This is a genomic window from Streptomyces sp. SDT5-1 (assembly GCF_052245995.1).
In the GTDB taxonomy this organism is placed as follows: Bacteria; Actinomycetota; Actinomycetes; order Streptomycetales; family Streptomycetaceae; genus Streptomyces.
Genome location: NZ_CM125963.1, coordinates 5,415,677 through 5,431,217 on the forward strand (window position 1 = coordinate 5,415,677; position 15,541 = coordinate 5,431,217).

Consider the following 15,541-nt stretch of genomic DNA (forward strand, 5'->3'; position numbering starts at 1 on the left):
GCCTTCGCCGTGGACCGATCAGGCCTCGGAGGCCTCGGCCTTCTTGCGCGTACGACGCGGCTTCGCCTCGGTGGCCTCGGCGGCGGGCTCGGCCTTCTTGCGGGTCCGGGTCCGCGTGGCGGGCTTGGCCTCGGCGGCCTCGGCCGTGTCGACCGCGGCGACGGCCTTCTTGCGGGTGCGGGTGGCGGGCTTGGCCTCGGTCGCCTCGGTGGTGGACGCGGCGGCCTTCTTGCGGGTCCGCGTGGCGGGCTTCGCCTCGGCGCCCTCGGCGGTGTCGACCGCGGCGACGGCCTTCTTGCGGGTCCGGGTGGCGGGCTTGGCCTCGGTCGCTTCCGTGGTGGACGCGGCGGCCTTCTTGCGGGTCCGCGTGGCCGGCTTGGCCTCGACCGCCTCGGCGGTGTCGACGGCGGCCTCGGCCTTCTTCCGCGTACGGGTCCGGGTGGCGGGCTTGGCCTCGGCGGCCTCCGCGGTGTCGACCGCGGCCTCGGCCTTCTTCCGCGTCCGGGTCGCCGGCTTGGCCTCGGTGGCCTCGGCGGCGGGCTCGGCCTTCTTGCGGGTCCGGGTCCGCGTGGCCGGCTTGGCCTCGGCGGCCTCCGCGGTGTCGACCGCCGCGGCGGCCTTCTTGCGGGTGCGCGCGGGCTTCGCCTCGGCCTGCTCGGGCTCCGGCTCGGCGACCGGCCGCACGGCCTCCACCGTCTCGACGACGGCCTCGGCCTTCTTGCGCGTACGGCGGCGGGGCTTGGCGGGGGCTTCGGCCTCGACCGTCTCGACGACGGCCTCGGCGGCGGGCGCCACCGGCGCGACCGTCGGGGCAGCGGCCGAGCCACTGCGCGTACGGCGGCGACGGCGCGGCGTGCGCGGCTCGGCCGACTCCTCCACGGGAGTCGCGGCGGGGGCGGCAGCGGCCTCCCCGGCACCGACCGGCTCGCCACCGCGCGTACGGCGACGGCGGCGCGGCGTACGCGCCGGACGCTCGCGGTCCTGGTCACGGTCGCGCTCGCGGTTCGGACGGCCACCGCGGTCACCGCGGCCGCCACGCGCGGACGCGCCGCGCCCACCGGTCTCGCCCAGGTCCTCGATCTCCTCGGCGTCGAGCCCGGCGCGCGTGCGCTCCGAGCGCGGCAGCACACCCTTGGTGCCCGCCGGGATGTTCAGCTCCTCGAAGAGGTGCGGGGAGGACGAGTACGTCTCGACCGGGTCGTTGAAGTCCAGCTCAAGGGCCTTGTTGATCAGCTGCCAGCGCGGGATGTCGTCCCAGTCGACCAGCGTGATCGCGATGCCCTTCTTGCCCGCGCGGCCGGTGCGGCCGATGCGGTGCAGGTAGGTCTTCTCGTCCTCGGGGGACTGGTAGTTGATGACGTGCGTCACATCGTCGACGTCGATGCCGCGCGCGGCGACGTCGGTGCAGACGAGCACGTCCACCTTGCCGTTGCGGAACGCGCGCAGCGCCTGCTCGCGGGCGCCCTGGCCCAGGTCGCCGTGGACCGCGCCGGAGGCGAAGCCGCGCCGCTTGAGCTGGTCCGCGATGTCGGCCGCCGTGCGCTTCGTACGGCAGAAGATCATCGAGAGTCCGCGGCCCTCGGCCTGGAGGATGCGCGCGACCATCTCGGGCTTGTCCATGTTGTGCGCGCGGTACACGTGCTGCGCGATGTTGCGCACCGTCGCGCCCTCGTCGTCCGGCGACGTGGCGCGGATGTGCGTCGGCTGCGACATGTAGCGGCGGGCCAGGCCGATGACGGCGCCCGGCATGGTCGCCGAGAACAGCATCGTCTGACGGCGCACCGGAAGCATGTTCACGATCTTCTCGACGTCGGGCAGGAAGCCCAGGTCGAGCATCTCGTCGGCCTCGTCGAGGACCAGGCACTTCACGTGCGAGAGGTTCAGCTTCTTCTGGCCCGCCAGGTCGAGCAGTCGGCCGGGCGTGCCGACGACGACGTCGACGCCCTTGTTCAGGGCCTCGACCTGGGGCTCGTACGCACGGCCGCCGTAGATGGCGAGGACGCGCACGTTGCGCACCTTGCCGGCCGTGAGGAGGTCGTTGGTCACCTGCTGGCACAGCTCGCGCGTCGGGACGACGACGAGGGCCTGCGGGGCGTCGGTCAGCTGCTCGGGCGTGGCCCGGCCCGCCTCGACGTCCGCGGGGACGGTGACGCGCTCCAGGAGCGGCAGGCCGAAACCGAGGGTCTTGCCCGTACCGGTCTTGGCCTGGCCGATGACGTCCGTGCCGGAGAGGGCGACGGGGAGGGTCATCTCCTGGATGGGGAAGGGGTTGACGATGCCGACGGCCTCGAGGGCCTCTGCCGTCTCGGGAAGAATGCCGAGCTGACGGAATGTCGAAGTCTGCGTAGTCAGGGTGTTGCCTCTTCTGTGAGGTGCGGCGTGAGGCGAACGCGGGGGTCTTGACCGTGCCGGCCTGGTACACCGGACTCGAGCCGCGGTCTGCGGGGATCGGGTGGACCGGATGGCGCGGGACCACTGCCGACGCTCGAGCGCTCGTGCCGCTGAGGGCCCCTCCTCGATCCGTACGCCTTGTGACGTACGACCCGGAGGGCTGTCGGGTCGGAGCCGATCGGGCCTCCGACCGGGCATCCTCATTCATGCGGCCCGATCGAGGTGCGTACAGGCGCCAAGAGGCACCGTGCACTCGGCGGGCTCATTACCACCATACCCCGGAATCGCGCATGTGCGATGGCCGAATGGGTCACGTAGTCGTCGTCACACTCCATGACCAGGGACTTCCACGGCCCGGCGAGCGGGCTATTGTGCGCTTCATGGAGACGCCTGACAACGCCACGCCCGCCACCGAAGCGCCGACCGGAATCGCCGCCCAGGACTGGGCCACCGCGTCCGCGGACGAGAACTACCGCGCCGCCGTCGTCGATCTGCTGGGCGCGCTCGCGTACGGGGAGCTGGCCGCGTTCGAGCGCCTCGCGGAGGACGCGAAGCTGGCGCCGACCCTTGCCGACAAGGCGGAGCTGGCGAAGATGGCCTCCGCCGAGTTCCACCACTTCGAGCAGCTCCGCGACCGGCTTTCGACGATCGGCGTCGAGCCGACCGACGCGATGGACCCGTTCGTCGAGGCGCTCGACGGCTTCCACCGCCAGACCGCGCCTTCCGACTGGCTCGAGGGCCTGGTCAAGGCCTACGTCGGCGACTCGATCGCGTCCGACTTCTACCGGGAGGTCGCGGCCCGCCTCGACTCCGACACCCGTTCGCTCGTCCTCGCCGTGCTCGACGACACCGGCCACGCGTCCTTCGCCGTGGAGAAGGTGCGCGCCGCGATCGAGGCCGACCCGCGCGTCGGCGGCCGGCTCGCGCTGTGGGCGCGGCGCCTGATGGGCGAGGCCCTCTCGCAGTCCCAGCGCGTGGTCGCGGACCGGGACGCCCTGTCGACGATGCTGGTCGGCGGCGTCGCCGACGGCTTCGACCTCGCCGAGGTCGGCAAGATGTTCTCGCGGATCACCGAGGCGCACACCAAGCGGATGGCCGCCCTCGGGCTCGCGGCGTGAACCGCTACGCGTAGGGCGTCAGCTGCTGCCGCGCTCTGCCCCGGGTGGGGCGCAGCAGCAGCGACAGCAGGGCCACCGCCATCGCGACGGCGCCCAAGAGCGTCAGGATCGCGTGCCCGGGACCCAACGCGCTGTGCGTGACGAACGCTCCGAACAGAGCCCCGGCGACGCCGGTCGGCAGCACGAGCGTGCGCGACGGCAGCCGGTGCGGCAGGCGATGGCCCGCCGCGAGGGCGAGTGCCATGCCGAGCAGTGCGGAGCCGAGTGCTTCGAGAAGCATGGTGCGGATACCTCCCGCGCGGCCTTGGGTGCGCTTCGGTCGTAACCCGGTCTACCCCTGGCCCCGGAGCCGCAACCCTCGCCGCGGAGATCCTCTGTGCGCTCGCTGTGAACATGCGAAAGGCCTGATGGCAGCCGTGCCATCAGGCCTTTCGCATGCTGTTTCGCGCCTGTTCGCGCGAGGCTCTACAGCGGGCCGAAGCCCACCTTCCGCGCCGCCGGCTCACCGAGCTCGACGTAGGCGAGGCGCTCGGCAGGGACGAGGACCTTGCGGCCCTTCTCGTCCTTCAGGGAGAGCAGCTGGGACTTGCCGGACAGCGCCGCGGACACCGCGCTCTCGACCTCCTCGGCGGACTGGTCGCTCTCCAGAACGATCTCGCGAGGCGTGTGCAGCACGCCGATCTTGACCTCCACGGCCTTGTCCCTCCGACGATCCGTGATGTGCGCGGAAGACCGCGCCGTACCCAGCAAAGATTAGCCCGGCCAGGCGAGACTCCCGGCGCCCACGCTGAACGCCAAGAGCGAACAGCCGGAGGCGGGTGGGGTCAGTGGTGCTCGGCGCCGTGCAGCGGGAAGCCCGCGATGCCGCGCCACGCGAGCGACGTCAACAGCTCGACCGCCTTGTCGCGCTCGACGGGGCTCGAACTGGACAGCCAGTAGCGCGCCACGACCTGCGAGACGCCGCCGAGGCCCGTCGCGAGCAGCATCGACTCGTCCTTCGACAGGCCGGTGTCCTCGGCGATCACGTCGGAGATCGCCTCGGCGCACTGCAGGCTGACCCGGTCGACACGCTCGCGCACCGCCGGCTCGTTCGTCAGGTCCGACTCGAAGACGAGGCGGAACGCGCCGCCCTCGTCCTCCACGTACGCGAAGTAGGCGTCCATGGTCGCCGCGACACGCTGCTTGTTGTCGGTCGTGGAGGCGAGCGCCGTGCGCACCGACTGGAGCAGCGACTCGCAGTGCTGGTCGAGCAGGGCCAGGTAGAGCTCGAGCTTGCCGGGAAAGTGCTGGTAGAGCACCGGCTTGCTGACGCCGGCCCGCTCGGCGATGTCGTCCATCGCGGCCGCGTGGTACCCCTGCGCGACGAAAACCTCCTGGGCGGCTCCCAGAAGTTGATTGCGTCGGGCACGGCGCGGCAGGCGTGTGCCCTTGGGGCGCGCTGCCTCCGTCTGCTCGATGGCTGTCACGCCGCCTCCCAAAATTGTCCGTGTGCGGTGTGCGCCGCGACGTCATCGTACTTTTGGGTAACCCTGATGTGCGCGGTGCGAGCGCAGAATTTCACGGTTCGGACAGCTGTGAAAACCGCATGTAGTGAGCCCGATGTCACATCTGTGGTGACAAAACGGGTGGATGTCGGCGCGACACTCACCGATATCGGCGCGGCACTCACCGATAGTCGTCCTCGTCGATCGAGACGACGCGGGCCTGTTCCGCCCGGTCCGCCTCGTTCGCGGTGTCCGGGTCGGCCGCCGTGTCCGGCTCGTCGTCCTCGTCGGGGACGAGGTCCGCACGCTGCTCCGCGGTGTCGGCCTCGGGCGTCTCCACGCCTGCCTCGGCGGGGCGGCGCTCCGTGAAGGTCTCGGGGTCGCTCGGGTCGACCGTCATCGATGGCTCCCTTCGTCACCTGTCCGTGCGATGGACGGGTGCCCTGATATCGAGCGTAGGAGACACCCGATCCGGGCGCTATGCGACTTTTTCCGCGCTCCCTCGGGCGATCCCTGCCCTTGTTGTGACGGCGAACACGCGATCCACAGTGTGATCGTCTCGTAACATATGCGGCATGCCTTCGACCGATCCGCCGCGTGTGCCTGCCGCCATCGCCGCCGCGACGCCCAAGCCGGGCGCCGTCAGGGTCGCGGAGGGGGAGCACCTGCGATCGGTCACCCTGCCCGGGCTGACACTGTCCGTCAGGGCCCGCCCCGGAGCGCGCGAGGGACTGCCGCCCGCCCTGTACGTGCACGGGCTCGGCGGCTCCTCGCAGAACTGGTCGGCGCTGATGCCGCTGCTCGAGGACGTTGTCGACGGGGAGGCGGTCGACCTGCCGGGGTTCGGCGACTCGCCGCCGCCGGACGACGGCGACTACTCGGTGACCGGGCACGCCCGCGCGATCATCCGCCATCTCGACGCGCAGGGCCGCGGCCCCATTCACCTCTTCGGGAACTCGCTGGGCGGAGCCGTCGCCACGCGCGTGGCGGCCGTCCGCCCCGATCTCGTACGCACCCTGACGCTGGTGTCGCCCGCCCTGCCGGAGCTCCGGGTGCAGCGCACCGCGCTGCCGACCGGACTGCTCGCGGTGCCCGGTGTGGCCCCGCTCTTCACGCGCCTGACGAAGGAGTGGACTCCGGAGCAGCGGGTGCGCGGCGTGATGGCCCTTTGTTACGGAGACCCGAACCGGGTGACGCCCGAGGGCTTCAGGGCCGCCGTCGAGGAGATGGAGCGGCGGCTGCGGCTGCCGTACTTCTGGGACGCGATGGCCCGCTCCGCGCGCGGGGTCGTGAACGCGTACACGCTCGGCGGGCAGCACGGACTGTGGCGGCAGGCCGAGCGCGTGCTCGCGCCGACACAGCTCATCTACGGCGGGCGCGACCTGCTCGTCTCGTACCGGATGGCGGCCCGCGCGGCGCGCGCCTTCCGCGACTCCAGGCTCCTGACGCTTCCCGACGCGGGGCACGTCGCGATGATGGAGTATCCGCTGACGGTCGCGACGGCGTTCAGGGAACTCCTCGCCGACACCGAAGCGTTGGACAAGAGGCGCGAAGGCGCCGCGAGTGCCGAGGGCGCCGCGAGTGACGCGCCCGGCACCGACGACCGCACGACATTGGGGAGCTGAGGCGGCCTGTGGGACGGCATAGCCGCCGAGCATCGGCAGACGGCCCGCAGGAGACCGTCGACATGCAGGAGACCGGGGCGCGGGCCCAGGTGCGCCCCGAAGCAGGCACCGGACGCAGGCGGAGGGTGCCGTCCGAGGCGCCGCCCGCGCCGGCCCCACCCGCGTCCGCGCCGCCGTCGGCGGCAGGCCGCCCGCCCGCCGCGGGGCACACGTCCACGCGCCCGGGGGCCGGGCAGGTGCGCGGCGGCCACCCCGAGGCGCGGGAGCCGGGCGGCGGCTGGGGCACGCCGGTGCCGCGGATCGCGGGGCCTGTCGCCTCGGCGGCCGGGCCCGGTACGGCGGCTCCGGGTGACTCCGTCGTGCCCGGGCCGAGACCCCGGCAGGAGCGCCCCGGCCAGGAGCGCCCGCGCCAGGAGTACATCGACGCGTTCGACGCGCCCGCGGACCCGTACGCGCGCGTGACGGAGTGGGAGGCCGAGCCGCCCGCTCCTCCGGACGACCCGACGGCGGCACCTTCGGACGCACCGGACGGCGGGGGCGAGAAGCGCGGCAAGGGCATGACCTTCGCGGGCATCGCCGCGGCGGCCGTCGTCACCGTGCTCGCCGTCGTCGTCGCGGGGCAGGTCTCCGACCGGGGCGGCTCCTCGCGCGGCTCGCAGGCGAAGGGCGCCGAGGGCACCAGGCCCCAGGGCGGCACCTCGCGCACGGACGAGCGGGCGGCCCCGAAGGAGCCGAAGCCGACGCCGACCCCGGCGACGTACGGGCAGAAGATGGCCAAGAAGTACCCGCTCGCGGCGGATCTGAAGGCCTCCGGCGCGTTCACGACGGTCCCCGGGGACGACAAGGCGCCCGGCAGCGGGCAGAAGTTCCGCTACCGCGTGGACGTCGAGAAGGGCCTCGGGCTCGACGGCTCGCTGTTCGCGCAGGCGGTGCAGAAGACCCTGAACGACAAGCGGAGCTGGGCCCACGACAACGCCCGCACGTTCGAGCGGATCTCCTCCGGCAAGCCGGACTTCGTGATCTCCCTCGCCAGTCCGGGCACGACGGCGGACTGGTGCGCCAAGTCGGGGCTCGACACGACGGAGGACAACGTGTCGTGCGACTCCGCCGCCACGGACCGCGTGATGATCAACGCGTACCGGTGGGCGCAGGGCTCGAAGACGTACGACGACGTGCTCGGCGACGACGCCATCCACCCGTACCGGCAGATGCTCATCAACCACGAGGTCGGGCACCGGCTCGGCTTCAACCACGTGAACTGCACGCAGGACGGCTCGCTCGCGCCGGTCATGCAGCAGCAGACCAAGTTCCTGACCTCGGGCGGGATCACGTGCAAGCCCAACCCCTGGGCTTTTCCCAAGGGTTGACAGTCCGTAGCTGACTGTAGTCGCTTGATCTCATAGCGCGACCAAACGTCGCGCGTGCGGGAAAGTTACGCCCGTTCACCCCTTTTGGTGGCGTGATGGACAACCGTCCATCACGCCACCGGCATGTCCGCATACGTTCGTCCCGCTGCGAGCCGCCAACCCAACGGCGGCTCCCTGTACGGGAGATCGGGGGTGTACGCGTGCGCATCGGACTGCTTACCGAGGGTGGCTATCCGTATGTGAGCGGTGAGGCCAGACTCTGGTGCGACCGGCTTGTGCGCGGGCTCGATCAGCACGAGTTCGACATCTACGCGCTCGCGACCAGCCAGGAGCAGGAGGACGCGGGGTGGCTCGAACTGCCCCCGCAGGTCATGCGCGTGCGCACCGCTCCGATGTGGGCGGCCGGGGCCGGCAGTGAGACCGGCGCGCGCGACGGCGCGTTCGGGCGGCGGGCGCGGCGGCGCTTCGCCGCGCTGTACCGGGAGCTGGTGGAGGCCGTCGTGTCGGCCGACGCGGCGTCGACCCATGCGGCGCCGGGTGACCCCGGGGCCGAAACGGTGGAAGAAAGTGCCAGGTTGAGCGAGGCGGACCGTTTCGCCAACGCGCTGTACGGGCTCGCCGAACTCGCCCGCGACGAGGGCCCCCTCGGCGTCTCCCTGCGCTCCGAGGCCGCCGTGCGCATCCTGGAGCGCGCCTGCCGCGCGCCGGGCGCACTGCGCGCCGTGCGCGCCGCCCGCGTGCCCGATCTCCTCTCCTTCGCCGCGCATGTCGAGCGCGAGCTGAGGCCGCTGTCGCTGGACTGGTACGAGGACGGGTCGGGGTTCGATCATGCGGTGGCCCGGGCCGGGGCGGCGGGCGAGTCCGGGGCGTCGGCGTTTGCGTCGGGGGCGGGTGCTGCGGCGGTTGACGGCGCGGGGGCGGACGCGTCTGTGTCTGCGTCGTCTGATGCTTCGTCCGGGTCCGCTGCGTCGGCCGGTGTGTCTGGCGGGGCGGCGGAGGCCGCCGGTACCGGGCGGTCCATGGTGCTGTCCGGCGGGGGCGGGCTCGCGTCCGTCGACCTCTGCCATGCGACCTCCGGCGGCGCGGCCGCCCTGCCCGGCCTGATCGCCAAGCGCTTCTACGGCGTCCCGCTGCTCGTCACCGAGTACGGGGTGCAGCTCAGGGCCCGCTACCTCGCCGCGGGCGACGCCGAGTTGAGCGCGCCGGTGCGCGCGCTCCTCGCCGCCTTCCACGGCCGGCTCGCCGCCGAGGTCTACCGGCAGGCCGCCGTGATCACCCCGGGGAACGCGCACGCGCGGCGCTGGCAGGAGCGGTGCGGCGCCGACCGCGCCAAGCTGCGCACGGTCCACCCCGGCATGGAGGCCAAACAGTTCGCCGAGGTGGGTGAGCGCGAGGGGCCGGGCGAGCCGGACACTCTCGTCTGGGTCGGGCGCGTCGACCCCTCGAAGGACCTGATCTCGCTGCTGCACGCGTTCTCCGAGATCCGCAAGGAGGAGCCGAAGGCCCGCCTGCGGATCGTGAGCGTGCCCGACGGGGCGCAGGCCCCCGATGCCGTGGCGGGTCTGGCGGACGGCGGCGGCTGGCCGCCCGACGGCCTTGTCTCCGGACGCGCCTCCGTCGCGCCGGGCGCGGGCGAGGCGGCGGACGACGCCGCGGACCGCGAGGCCGCGCCGTACCTCGGGCACTGCAAGGCGCTCGCCGCGCAGCTCTTCCCCGACGAGGCCGAGGGGATCCACGCCGTCGGCGAGAACCCCGTCTCCTTCGAGGAGTTGGGCTCGCCCGACGCCCCCGACCTCGCGGACGTCTACGGCTCCTGCGGTGTCGTCGTCCTGTCCAGCGTCGTCGAGGGCTTCCCGGTCAGCCTGGTCGAGGCCATGTTCTGCGGGCGCGCCACGGTGTCCACGGACGCGGGCGCCGTCGTCGAGGTGATCGGCGGCACGGGGCTCGTGGTGCCGCCGCGCAATCCGCGGGCGCTCGCCGAGGCGTGCGTGGCGCTGCTGCGCGACCCGGCGCGGCGCGAACGGCTCGGCGCCGCGGCCCGCGCGCGGGCCCTCGAGCTGTTCACCGTCGAACAGAACATCGCGGCATTTCACGGCATTTACCTCGAGATCGTCTCGCGCTGCCCTGTACGCCGGGAGATCGTCGACGACTCCGGAGACCCGCTGCCGTTCGCGTACCCGCCCGAGGCGCACGTGCCGGGGCGCTGGACGACGTCGAGCGCGGGTGACCGGGGCGGCGCCTGGCTGGTCGGCCGCTCCGGCGGTGCGGCCGGGACCAGTTGGGGCGCCGATGCGGGCGCGCGGGAGCAGTTGGCCGGAATGACGCAGGGGAGCGGGGAGGCGGACCGATGACCGGGCAGATCAGCGAACGCACGAGTGAGCGCACCGCCCTCGGCGCCACCGACACGGGGGGCGACGCCGATGCGCCCCGAGTGCCGGTGAGCGCCGGGGCCTGGGGCGCCGACTCGGCGCAGGCGCTGGGCGTGCGCGGAACGGACGGCCTGACCGAGGGCTCGGAGGGATCGGGCGGCTCGGGCGGCTCGGGGCGCCTGGATCGTTTGGCCGGGACTCCGGAGGGCGTGGTTCAGCGGCCGGAGGACCTGGCCGAGCGCCCCGGCGGGGTTCCGGGCGAAGGCCCGGACGAGGACTCCGACGTGGGCCACGACGAGGGCCTGCTGGTCGACCCGGCGGCGTGGCGTTCGCCCGCGTCGACCGCCCCGACCGCGGCGACGGGCGTCCGGGGCGGGGCCGGCGTCGCCGACGGCGCCGACGTCGTTGGTGGCTCCGGGAGCGGCCGTGACGCCGGGGCGGACGACACCGCGCGCCGCGACGCCTCCCCTGCCGACGTCTCCCGCGACGACGTCTCCCGTACGGAGGCGCAGCACCGCGCGGACGTCGCCCGGATCGTCGGGGCGCGGGAGGGCGCCGAGTCACGCGGCGCCGAGTCGCGCGGCGCCGGGGCAGGCGGTACCGAGTCGCGTGGCGCCGAGTCGCGCGGCGCCGGGGCAGGCGGTACCGAGTCGCGTGGCGCCGGGGCAGGCGGCAGCGAACACCGCGGCGGCGACGCCGACGGCCGCGCCGCCAACCATCGCCCGGCCCACCGCCGTTCCGGCGCCGACCCGGTCAAGGGCCTGATGCACCGGCATCGCGAATTGTGCGAGCGCGCCGTCGACGCCCTGGAGATCGCCGCCGGGCTCGAGGCCCACGGCGTCACCGACAGGACCGCCGCCCGCTTCCGCCACAAGGACGTCTTCTCGCTCGCCGAGGAGATGTACGCGCGGATGCCGCGGGACGGTGAACCGGACGAGCCCCTCGCCGGGCCCGCGGGACCCACCACCGGCGTACGCGGCCTGTGGGCCGCGCTCGCCCTGCTGCCGGGCGTCGCCGGCGCCCTCACCCTGTTCGGCCTGCACGCCACGACCGGACCCGTACGCCTCGCCGTCGGCATCGCCGGGCTGCTCGTCACCCTCGTCGCCCTGCGCGCGACGCTCCGCCACGGCCCGCTGCGCGCGGTCGACGGCCCGTCCGCGCCCTCGGCCCGACTCTGGTCCTGCTGGCTCCTCGCCTACGCCCTCCTCGGTGACGGCCTCCTCTCCGCAGCGCTCGCCGGTGGCCCCGACGAGACCTGGGCCCCCGCTACCGCGCCCCTGATCGCGCTGGCCGTCGCCGTGGCCCCGGCCACCTGGTGCGCCCAGCTGTTCGCGGGCGGCGCCCGCCGCCGCCTCGCCACCAGCCGTGGACTCGCCGAGTTCGCCTCCGCCGTACGCCCCCTTCTCCTCGGCTCCATCGCCCTGTTCGCCCTCGCCCTCGTCGCGCTCCTGGTGCTCGCCGGAGTCGTGCTCCACGAGCAGGTGGACTACGCCGGAGCGGGCGCCCTCGGCGTCCTGCTGCTGCTCTCCCGCCTCCTCGCCGCGCACCGCCGCACGCACGCCCCCGCCGTCGCGCTCGGCGCCGCCGTCGCCTTCGAGGTGCTGGCCGTCGCCACGGTCTTCGCCGCCCGGCTGCCCGGCTGCGACGTCCTCGGCGTGCCCGTCGAGACCGCCGTCGACGCCCTCGGCACCGGCATCGTGCCCACCGTCGCCTGCGCCGGCGCCGCCCTCGTCCTCCTCGTGCACGCCACCCGCACCCTGACCCGAGCCTCGGCCCACGCGCACCCCGAGGACTCGTTCGGCGGCGCGTCATGACCGCCGCCCCCGAGGGCGCCGCCGGGCCGACCGGGCCCGCGCGCTCCGCCCACGTCTCCACCGAGCCCGCCGCCCCGCCGCGGCCCACCCTCGGCACGTGACCAGCACCACCCCCTTTCCGCGGGGCCGACACCGCGGACCCATCCGAAGACCCACGGCAACCCTCATAAGGAGAACGCCAGATGACCACCCCTCCTCCCGGAGGCGCCGGATACGCCGGATACTCCGGACCTCACGGGCAGCGCGGAATCCACGACCTGTGCGCCCCGCGCGCAGCGCGCGGAGAGCGTGGCGCCCTCGGAGCGCTCCGAGCCACCGCGGCGACCGTGGCGCGAGCCCCGCGCACCCCGGGAGGCACTCGATGAGGGTCCTGCTGATCGGAGCCAACGGGTATCTGGGCCGATTCGTCGCCGACCGTCTCCTGGCCGACCCCGCCGTGCAGCTCACCACGCTCGGCCGGGGCGACGACGCCGACGTCCGCTTCGACCTCGCCACCGGAAGCCCCGGCGCACTCACCCGCTTCCTGGACGCCGTCCACCCCGGAGTGGTCATCAACTGCGCCGGTGCCACCCGCGGCGGCGCCCGCGAACTCACCCGCCACAACACCGTCGCCGTCGCCACCGTCTGCGAGGCCCTGCGCCGCAGCGGCTGCGGCGCCCGGCTCGTGCAGATCGGCTGCGGCGCCGAGTACGGGCCCTCGCAGCCCGGCTCGTCCACCGCCGAGGACGCGGTACCGAGGCCCGGCGGCCCGTACGGCGTCAGCAAGCTCGCCGCCACCGAACTCGTCCTCGGCTCCGGCCTCGACGCCGTCGTCCTGCGCGTCTTCTCGCCCGCGGGCCCCGGCACCCCGGCGGGATCCCCGCTCGGCCGGCTCGCCGAGGCGATGCGCCGCGCGATGCAGGCGGGCGACGGCGAACTCAAGCTGGGCGGTCTCGGCGCGCAGCGCGACTTCATCGACGTACGGGACGTGGCGCGCGCCGTGCACGCCGCGTCGCTCTCCGCCGCGCAGGGCGTCATCAACATCGGCTCCGGCCGCGCCGTGCGACTCCGCGACGCCGCGTCCGTGCTCGCCCGCGTCGCCGGTTTCGGCGGCGCCCTCCACGAACTGGACGGGCCCGTCGGCGGGATGCGCCCGTCCATCGCCCACCCTCGCGCCGATTCGGACCACGGGCTCCCGCCCGCCCCGACCGCGTACCCGTACCCCGACGGCTGCGGCAGCTGGCAGCAGGCCGATGTGCGCACGGCCCGCGACCGGCTCGGCTGGCGGCCCCGGATCAACCTCGAAGAGTCACTCGCCGACATCTGGATGGAGGCGGCATGCCGTATCTGACCCCGACCGCGACCGGCCTGTCGAGCACCGACGTACGACTCGGCTTCGGCATCCCGGGTTTCGCGCACCCCCTCGTCGCACCCGCGGAGTGGGCCGAACTCACCCGCCCCGCAACGCCCTTGCACTGGGTCGTCCTGAACATCGCCAACGGCCCGGGCGCCCGCCCCGACCAGCACTGCCTGGAGGCCGTCGGCCGGCTCCGGCAGGCCGGCGTACGTGTCCTTGGTCACTTGGACCTCACCTACGGCGCCCGTACCTTCGGTGAGCTCGTCTCCGACGCCCACCGCTTCCTCGACTGGTACCGCGTCGACGGCTTCTACTTCGACCGCTGCCCCACCGAGCGGGCCGCGCTCCCCGAGGTCAGGCGGGCCGCCACGACCCTGCGCGCCCTCGTCGACGACGCGCACATCGTGTTCAACCACGGCACCCACCCGTACCCCGGATACGCCGAGAACGCCGACCAGTTGGTGACCTTCTCCGGCCCCTGGAGCGACTACCGCTGGTCCCAGGTCGCCGAGTGGACCGCCGACTATCCGCACGAGCGGTTCTGCCACCTCGTCCACGGCATGCCCCGCGGTCATCTCGAGGAGGCGCTGCGCATCGCGCGCTGGCAGGGAGCGGGCACGATCTACTTCACCGACCACACCGATCGGGGCGGCTCCGTGGACCCCTGGGAGACGATGCCCGGTTACTGGGACGAAATCGTCTCGCGTATCGGACCAGGTGTCTCGGAATGAAGGAGGGCGTGGCAGTGTTGCAGACGGAACAACCGTACGTAGATACCGACCAACGGAGTCCCCGTGTCGCTGCCACCCCTGGTCGAGCCAGCTGCTGAGCTCACCGTAGACGAGGTCCGCAGGTACTCCCGCCACCTGATCATCCCGGATGTCGGGATGGACGGGCAGAAGCGGCTGAAGAACGCCAAGGTGCTCTGTGTGGGTGCCGGTGGCCTTGGCTCGCCGGCCCTGATGTACCTGGCCGCCGCCGGCGTGGGCACGCTCGGCATCGTGGAGTTCGACGAGGTCGACGAGTCGAACCTGCAGCGCCAGATCATCCACAGCCAGGCCGACATCGGCCGGTCCAAGGCGGAGTCCGCGAAGGACTCGGTCCTCGGCATCAACCCGTACGTGAACGTGATCCTTCACGAGGAGCGGCTCGAGGCCGACAACGTGATGGACATGTTCAGCCAGTACGACCTGATCGTCGACGGCACGGACAACTTCGCGACGCGCTACCTCGTCAACGACGCGTGCGTGCTGCTCAACAAGCCCTACGTGTGGGGTTCCATCTACCGCTTCGACGGCCAGGCCTCGGTCTTCTGGTCCGAGCACGGGCCGTGCTACCGCTGCCTCTACCCGGAGCCCCCGCCCCCCGGCATGGTTCCGTCCTGCGCCGAGGGCGGCGTCCTGGGCGTGCTGTGCGCGTCCATCGGCTCCATCCAGGTCACCGAGGCGATCAAGGTCCTGGCCGGCGTGGGTGACCCGCTGGTCGGCCGCCTGATGATCTACGACGCCCTCGAGATGCAGTACCGCCAGGTCAAGGTCCGCAAGGACCCCGACTGCGCGGTCTGCGGGCCGAACGCGACCGTCACCGAGCTCATCGACTACGAGGCCTTCTGCGGCGTCGTGTCCGACGAGGCCCAGGAGGCGGCCGCCGGCTCCACGATCACTCCCAAGCAGCTCAAGGAGTGGATCGACGACGGCGAGAGCATCGAGATCATCGACGTCCGCGAGCCGAACGAGTACGAGATCGTCTCCATCCCGGGCGCCAAGCTGATCCCGAAGGGCGAGTTCCTGATGGGCACGGCCCTCCAGGACATGCCGCAGGACAAGAAGATCGTCTTGCATTGCAAGACGGGTGTCCGCAGTGCGGAAGTCCTCGCCGTGCTGAAGTCCGCGGGCTTCGCGGACGCCGTGCACGTCGGCGGCGGCGTCATCGGCTGGGTCAACCAGATCGAGCCGGAGAAGCCGGTCTACTGAGCCCGGGCTCCGCGACTGTGAGCTGATCGGACGGGCCTCGCGCATCCCGCGCGAGGCCCGTCCG

The 15,541-nt window shown here is 73.1% G+C and carries 13 protein-coding genes; 8 read left to right on the plus strand and 5 right to left on the minus strand.

The features are described from left to right. Nucleotides 1–18: 18 nt before the first annotated feature. Entirely contained in the window at nt 19–2,250 is a 2,232-nt protein-coding gene (locus ACTWJ8_RS25135) for a DEAD/DEAH box helicase (RefSeq protein ID WP_356374159.1), read from the minus strand. Nucleotides 2,251–2,771: 521 nt separating this feature from the next. Between ACTWJ8_RS25135 and ACTWJ8_RS25140 the strand changes: the two genes are divergently transcribed. Beyond that, the gene (locus ACTWJ8_RS25140; protein ID WP_443260336.1) at nt 2,772–3,509 is read left to right on the plus strand and encodes a ferritin-like fold-containing protein; all 738 of its coding nucleotides are present in this window, start codon (nt 2,772–2,774) and stop codon (nt 3,507–3,509) included. 4 nt (nt 3,510–3,513) lie between these two features. On the opposite strand, the gene ACTWJ8_RS25145 is transcribed toward ACTWJ8_RS25140, so the two are convergent. From ACTWJ8_RS25145 to ACTWJ8_RS25160, 4 genes are all read right to left on the minus strand, one after another. After that, complete coding sequence (locus tag ACTWJ8_RS25145; protein WP_443260337.1) at nt 3,514–3,789, minus strand: hypothetical protein; 276 nt, start codon at nt 3,787–3,789, stop codon at nt 3,514–3,516. 185 nt (nt 3,790–3,974) lie between these two features. Beyond that, nucleotides 3,975–4,202 carry a DUF3107 domain-containing protein gene (locus ACTWJ8_RS25150; RefSeq protein ID WP_356374153.1) on the minus strand — a complete coding sequence of 76 codons (228 nt, stop codon included), beginning with the start codon at nt 4,200–4,202 and terminating at the stop codon, nt 3,975–3,977. Between the two features lie 131 nt (nt 4,203–4,333). Continuing rightward, on the minus strand, nt 4,334–4,975 hold the full coding sequence (locus ACTWJ8_RS25155; protein WP_356374151.1) for a TetR/AcrR family transcriptional regulator: 642 nt from the start codon (nt 4,973–4,975) through the stop codon (nt 4,334–4,336). A gap of 199 nt (nt 4,976–5,174) precedes the next feature. Beyond that, nucleotides 5,175–5,393 carry a hypothetical protein gene (locus ACTWJ8_RS25160; RefSeq protein ID WP_356374149.1) on the minus strand — a complete coding sequence of 73 codons (219 nt, stop codon included), beginning with the start codon at nt 5,391–5,393 and terminating at the stop codon, nt 5,175–5,177. Between the two features lie 175 nt (nt 5,394–5,568). Here ACTWJ8_RS25160 and ACTWJ8_RS25165 point away from each other — a divergent pair, with 175 nt between their 5' ends. The 7 genes from ACTWJ8_RS25165 to moeZ all read left to right on the plus strand — a co-directional run bounded on the left by ACTWJ8_RS25165 (nt 5,569) and on the right by moeZ (nt 15,477). After that, the gene (locus ACTWJ8_RS25165; protein ID WP_443260338.1) at nt 5,569–6,618 is read left to right on the plus strand and encodes an alpha/beta fold hydrolase; all 1,050 of its coding nucleotides are present in this window, start codon (nt 5,569–5,571) and stop codon (nt 6,616–6,618) included. A gap of 62 nt (nt 6,619–6,680) precedes the next feature. Continuing rightward, a complete protein-coding gene (locus ACTWJ8_RS25170) occupies nt 6,681–7,985 on the plus strand; it encodes a DUF3152 domain-containing protein (RefSeq protein WP_443260339.1) in 1,305 nt (434 codons plus the stop codon). 200 nt (nt 7,986–8,185) lie between these two features. Beyond that, nucleotides 8,186–10,336 (plus strand): DUF3492 domain-containing protein, encoded by a 2,151-nt coding sequence (locus ACTWJ8_RS25175; RefSeq protein ID WP_443260340.1) that lies wholly within the window; start codon nt 8,186–8,188, stop codon nt 10,334–10,336. Beyond that, nucleotides 10,333–12,168 (plus strand): hypothetical protein, encoded by a 1,836-nt coding sequence (locus ACTWJ8_RS25180; protein WP_443260341.1) that lies wholly within the window; start codon nt 10,333–10,335, stop codon nt 12,166–12,168. Before ACTWJ8_RS25175 ends, ACTWJ8_RS25180 begins: the two co-directional genes overlap by 4 nt. 361 nt (nt 12,169–12,529) lie before the next feature. After that, nucleotides 12,530–13,498 carry an NAD-dependent epimerase/dehydratase family protein gene (locus ACTWJ8_RS25185; protein ID WP_356374141.1) on the plus strand — a complete coding sequence of 323 codons (969 nt, stop codon included), beginning with the start codon at nt 12,530–12,532 and terminating at the stop codon, nt 13,496–13,498. Beyond that, nucleotides 13,486–14,235: a spherulation-specific family 4 protein gene (locus ACTWJ8_RS25190; RefSeq protein WP_356374139.1), complete on the plus strand. Its 750-nt coding sequence runs from the start codon at nt 13,486–13,488 to the stop codon at nt 14,233–14,235. The genes ACTWJ8_RS25185 and ACTWJ8_RS25190 overlap by 13 nt, the downstream gene beginning before the upstream one ends. A gap of 63 nt (nt 14,236–14,298) precedes the next feature. Continuing rightward, nucleotides 14,299–15,477 carry an adenylyltransferase/sulfurtransferase MoeZ gene (gene moeZ / locus ACTWJ8_RS25195; RefSeq protein ID WP_356374137.1) on the plus strand — a complete coding sequence of 393 codons (1,179 nt, stop codon included), beginning with the start codon at nt 14,299–14,301 and terminating at the stop codon, nt 15,475–15,477. Nucleotides 15,478–15,541: the final 64 nt, after the last annotated feature.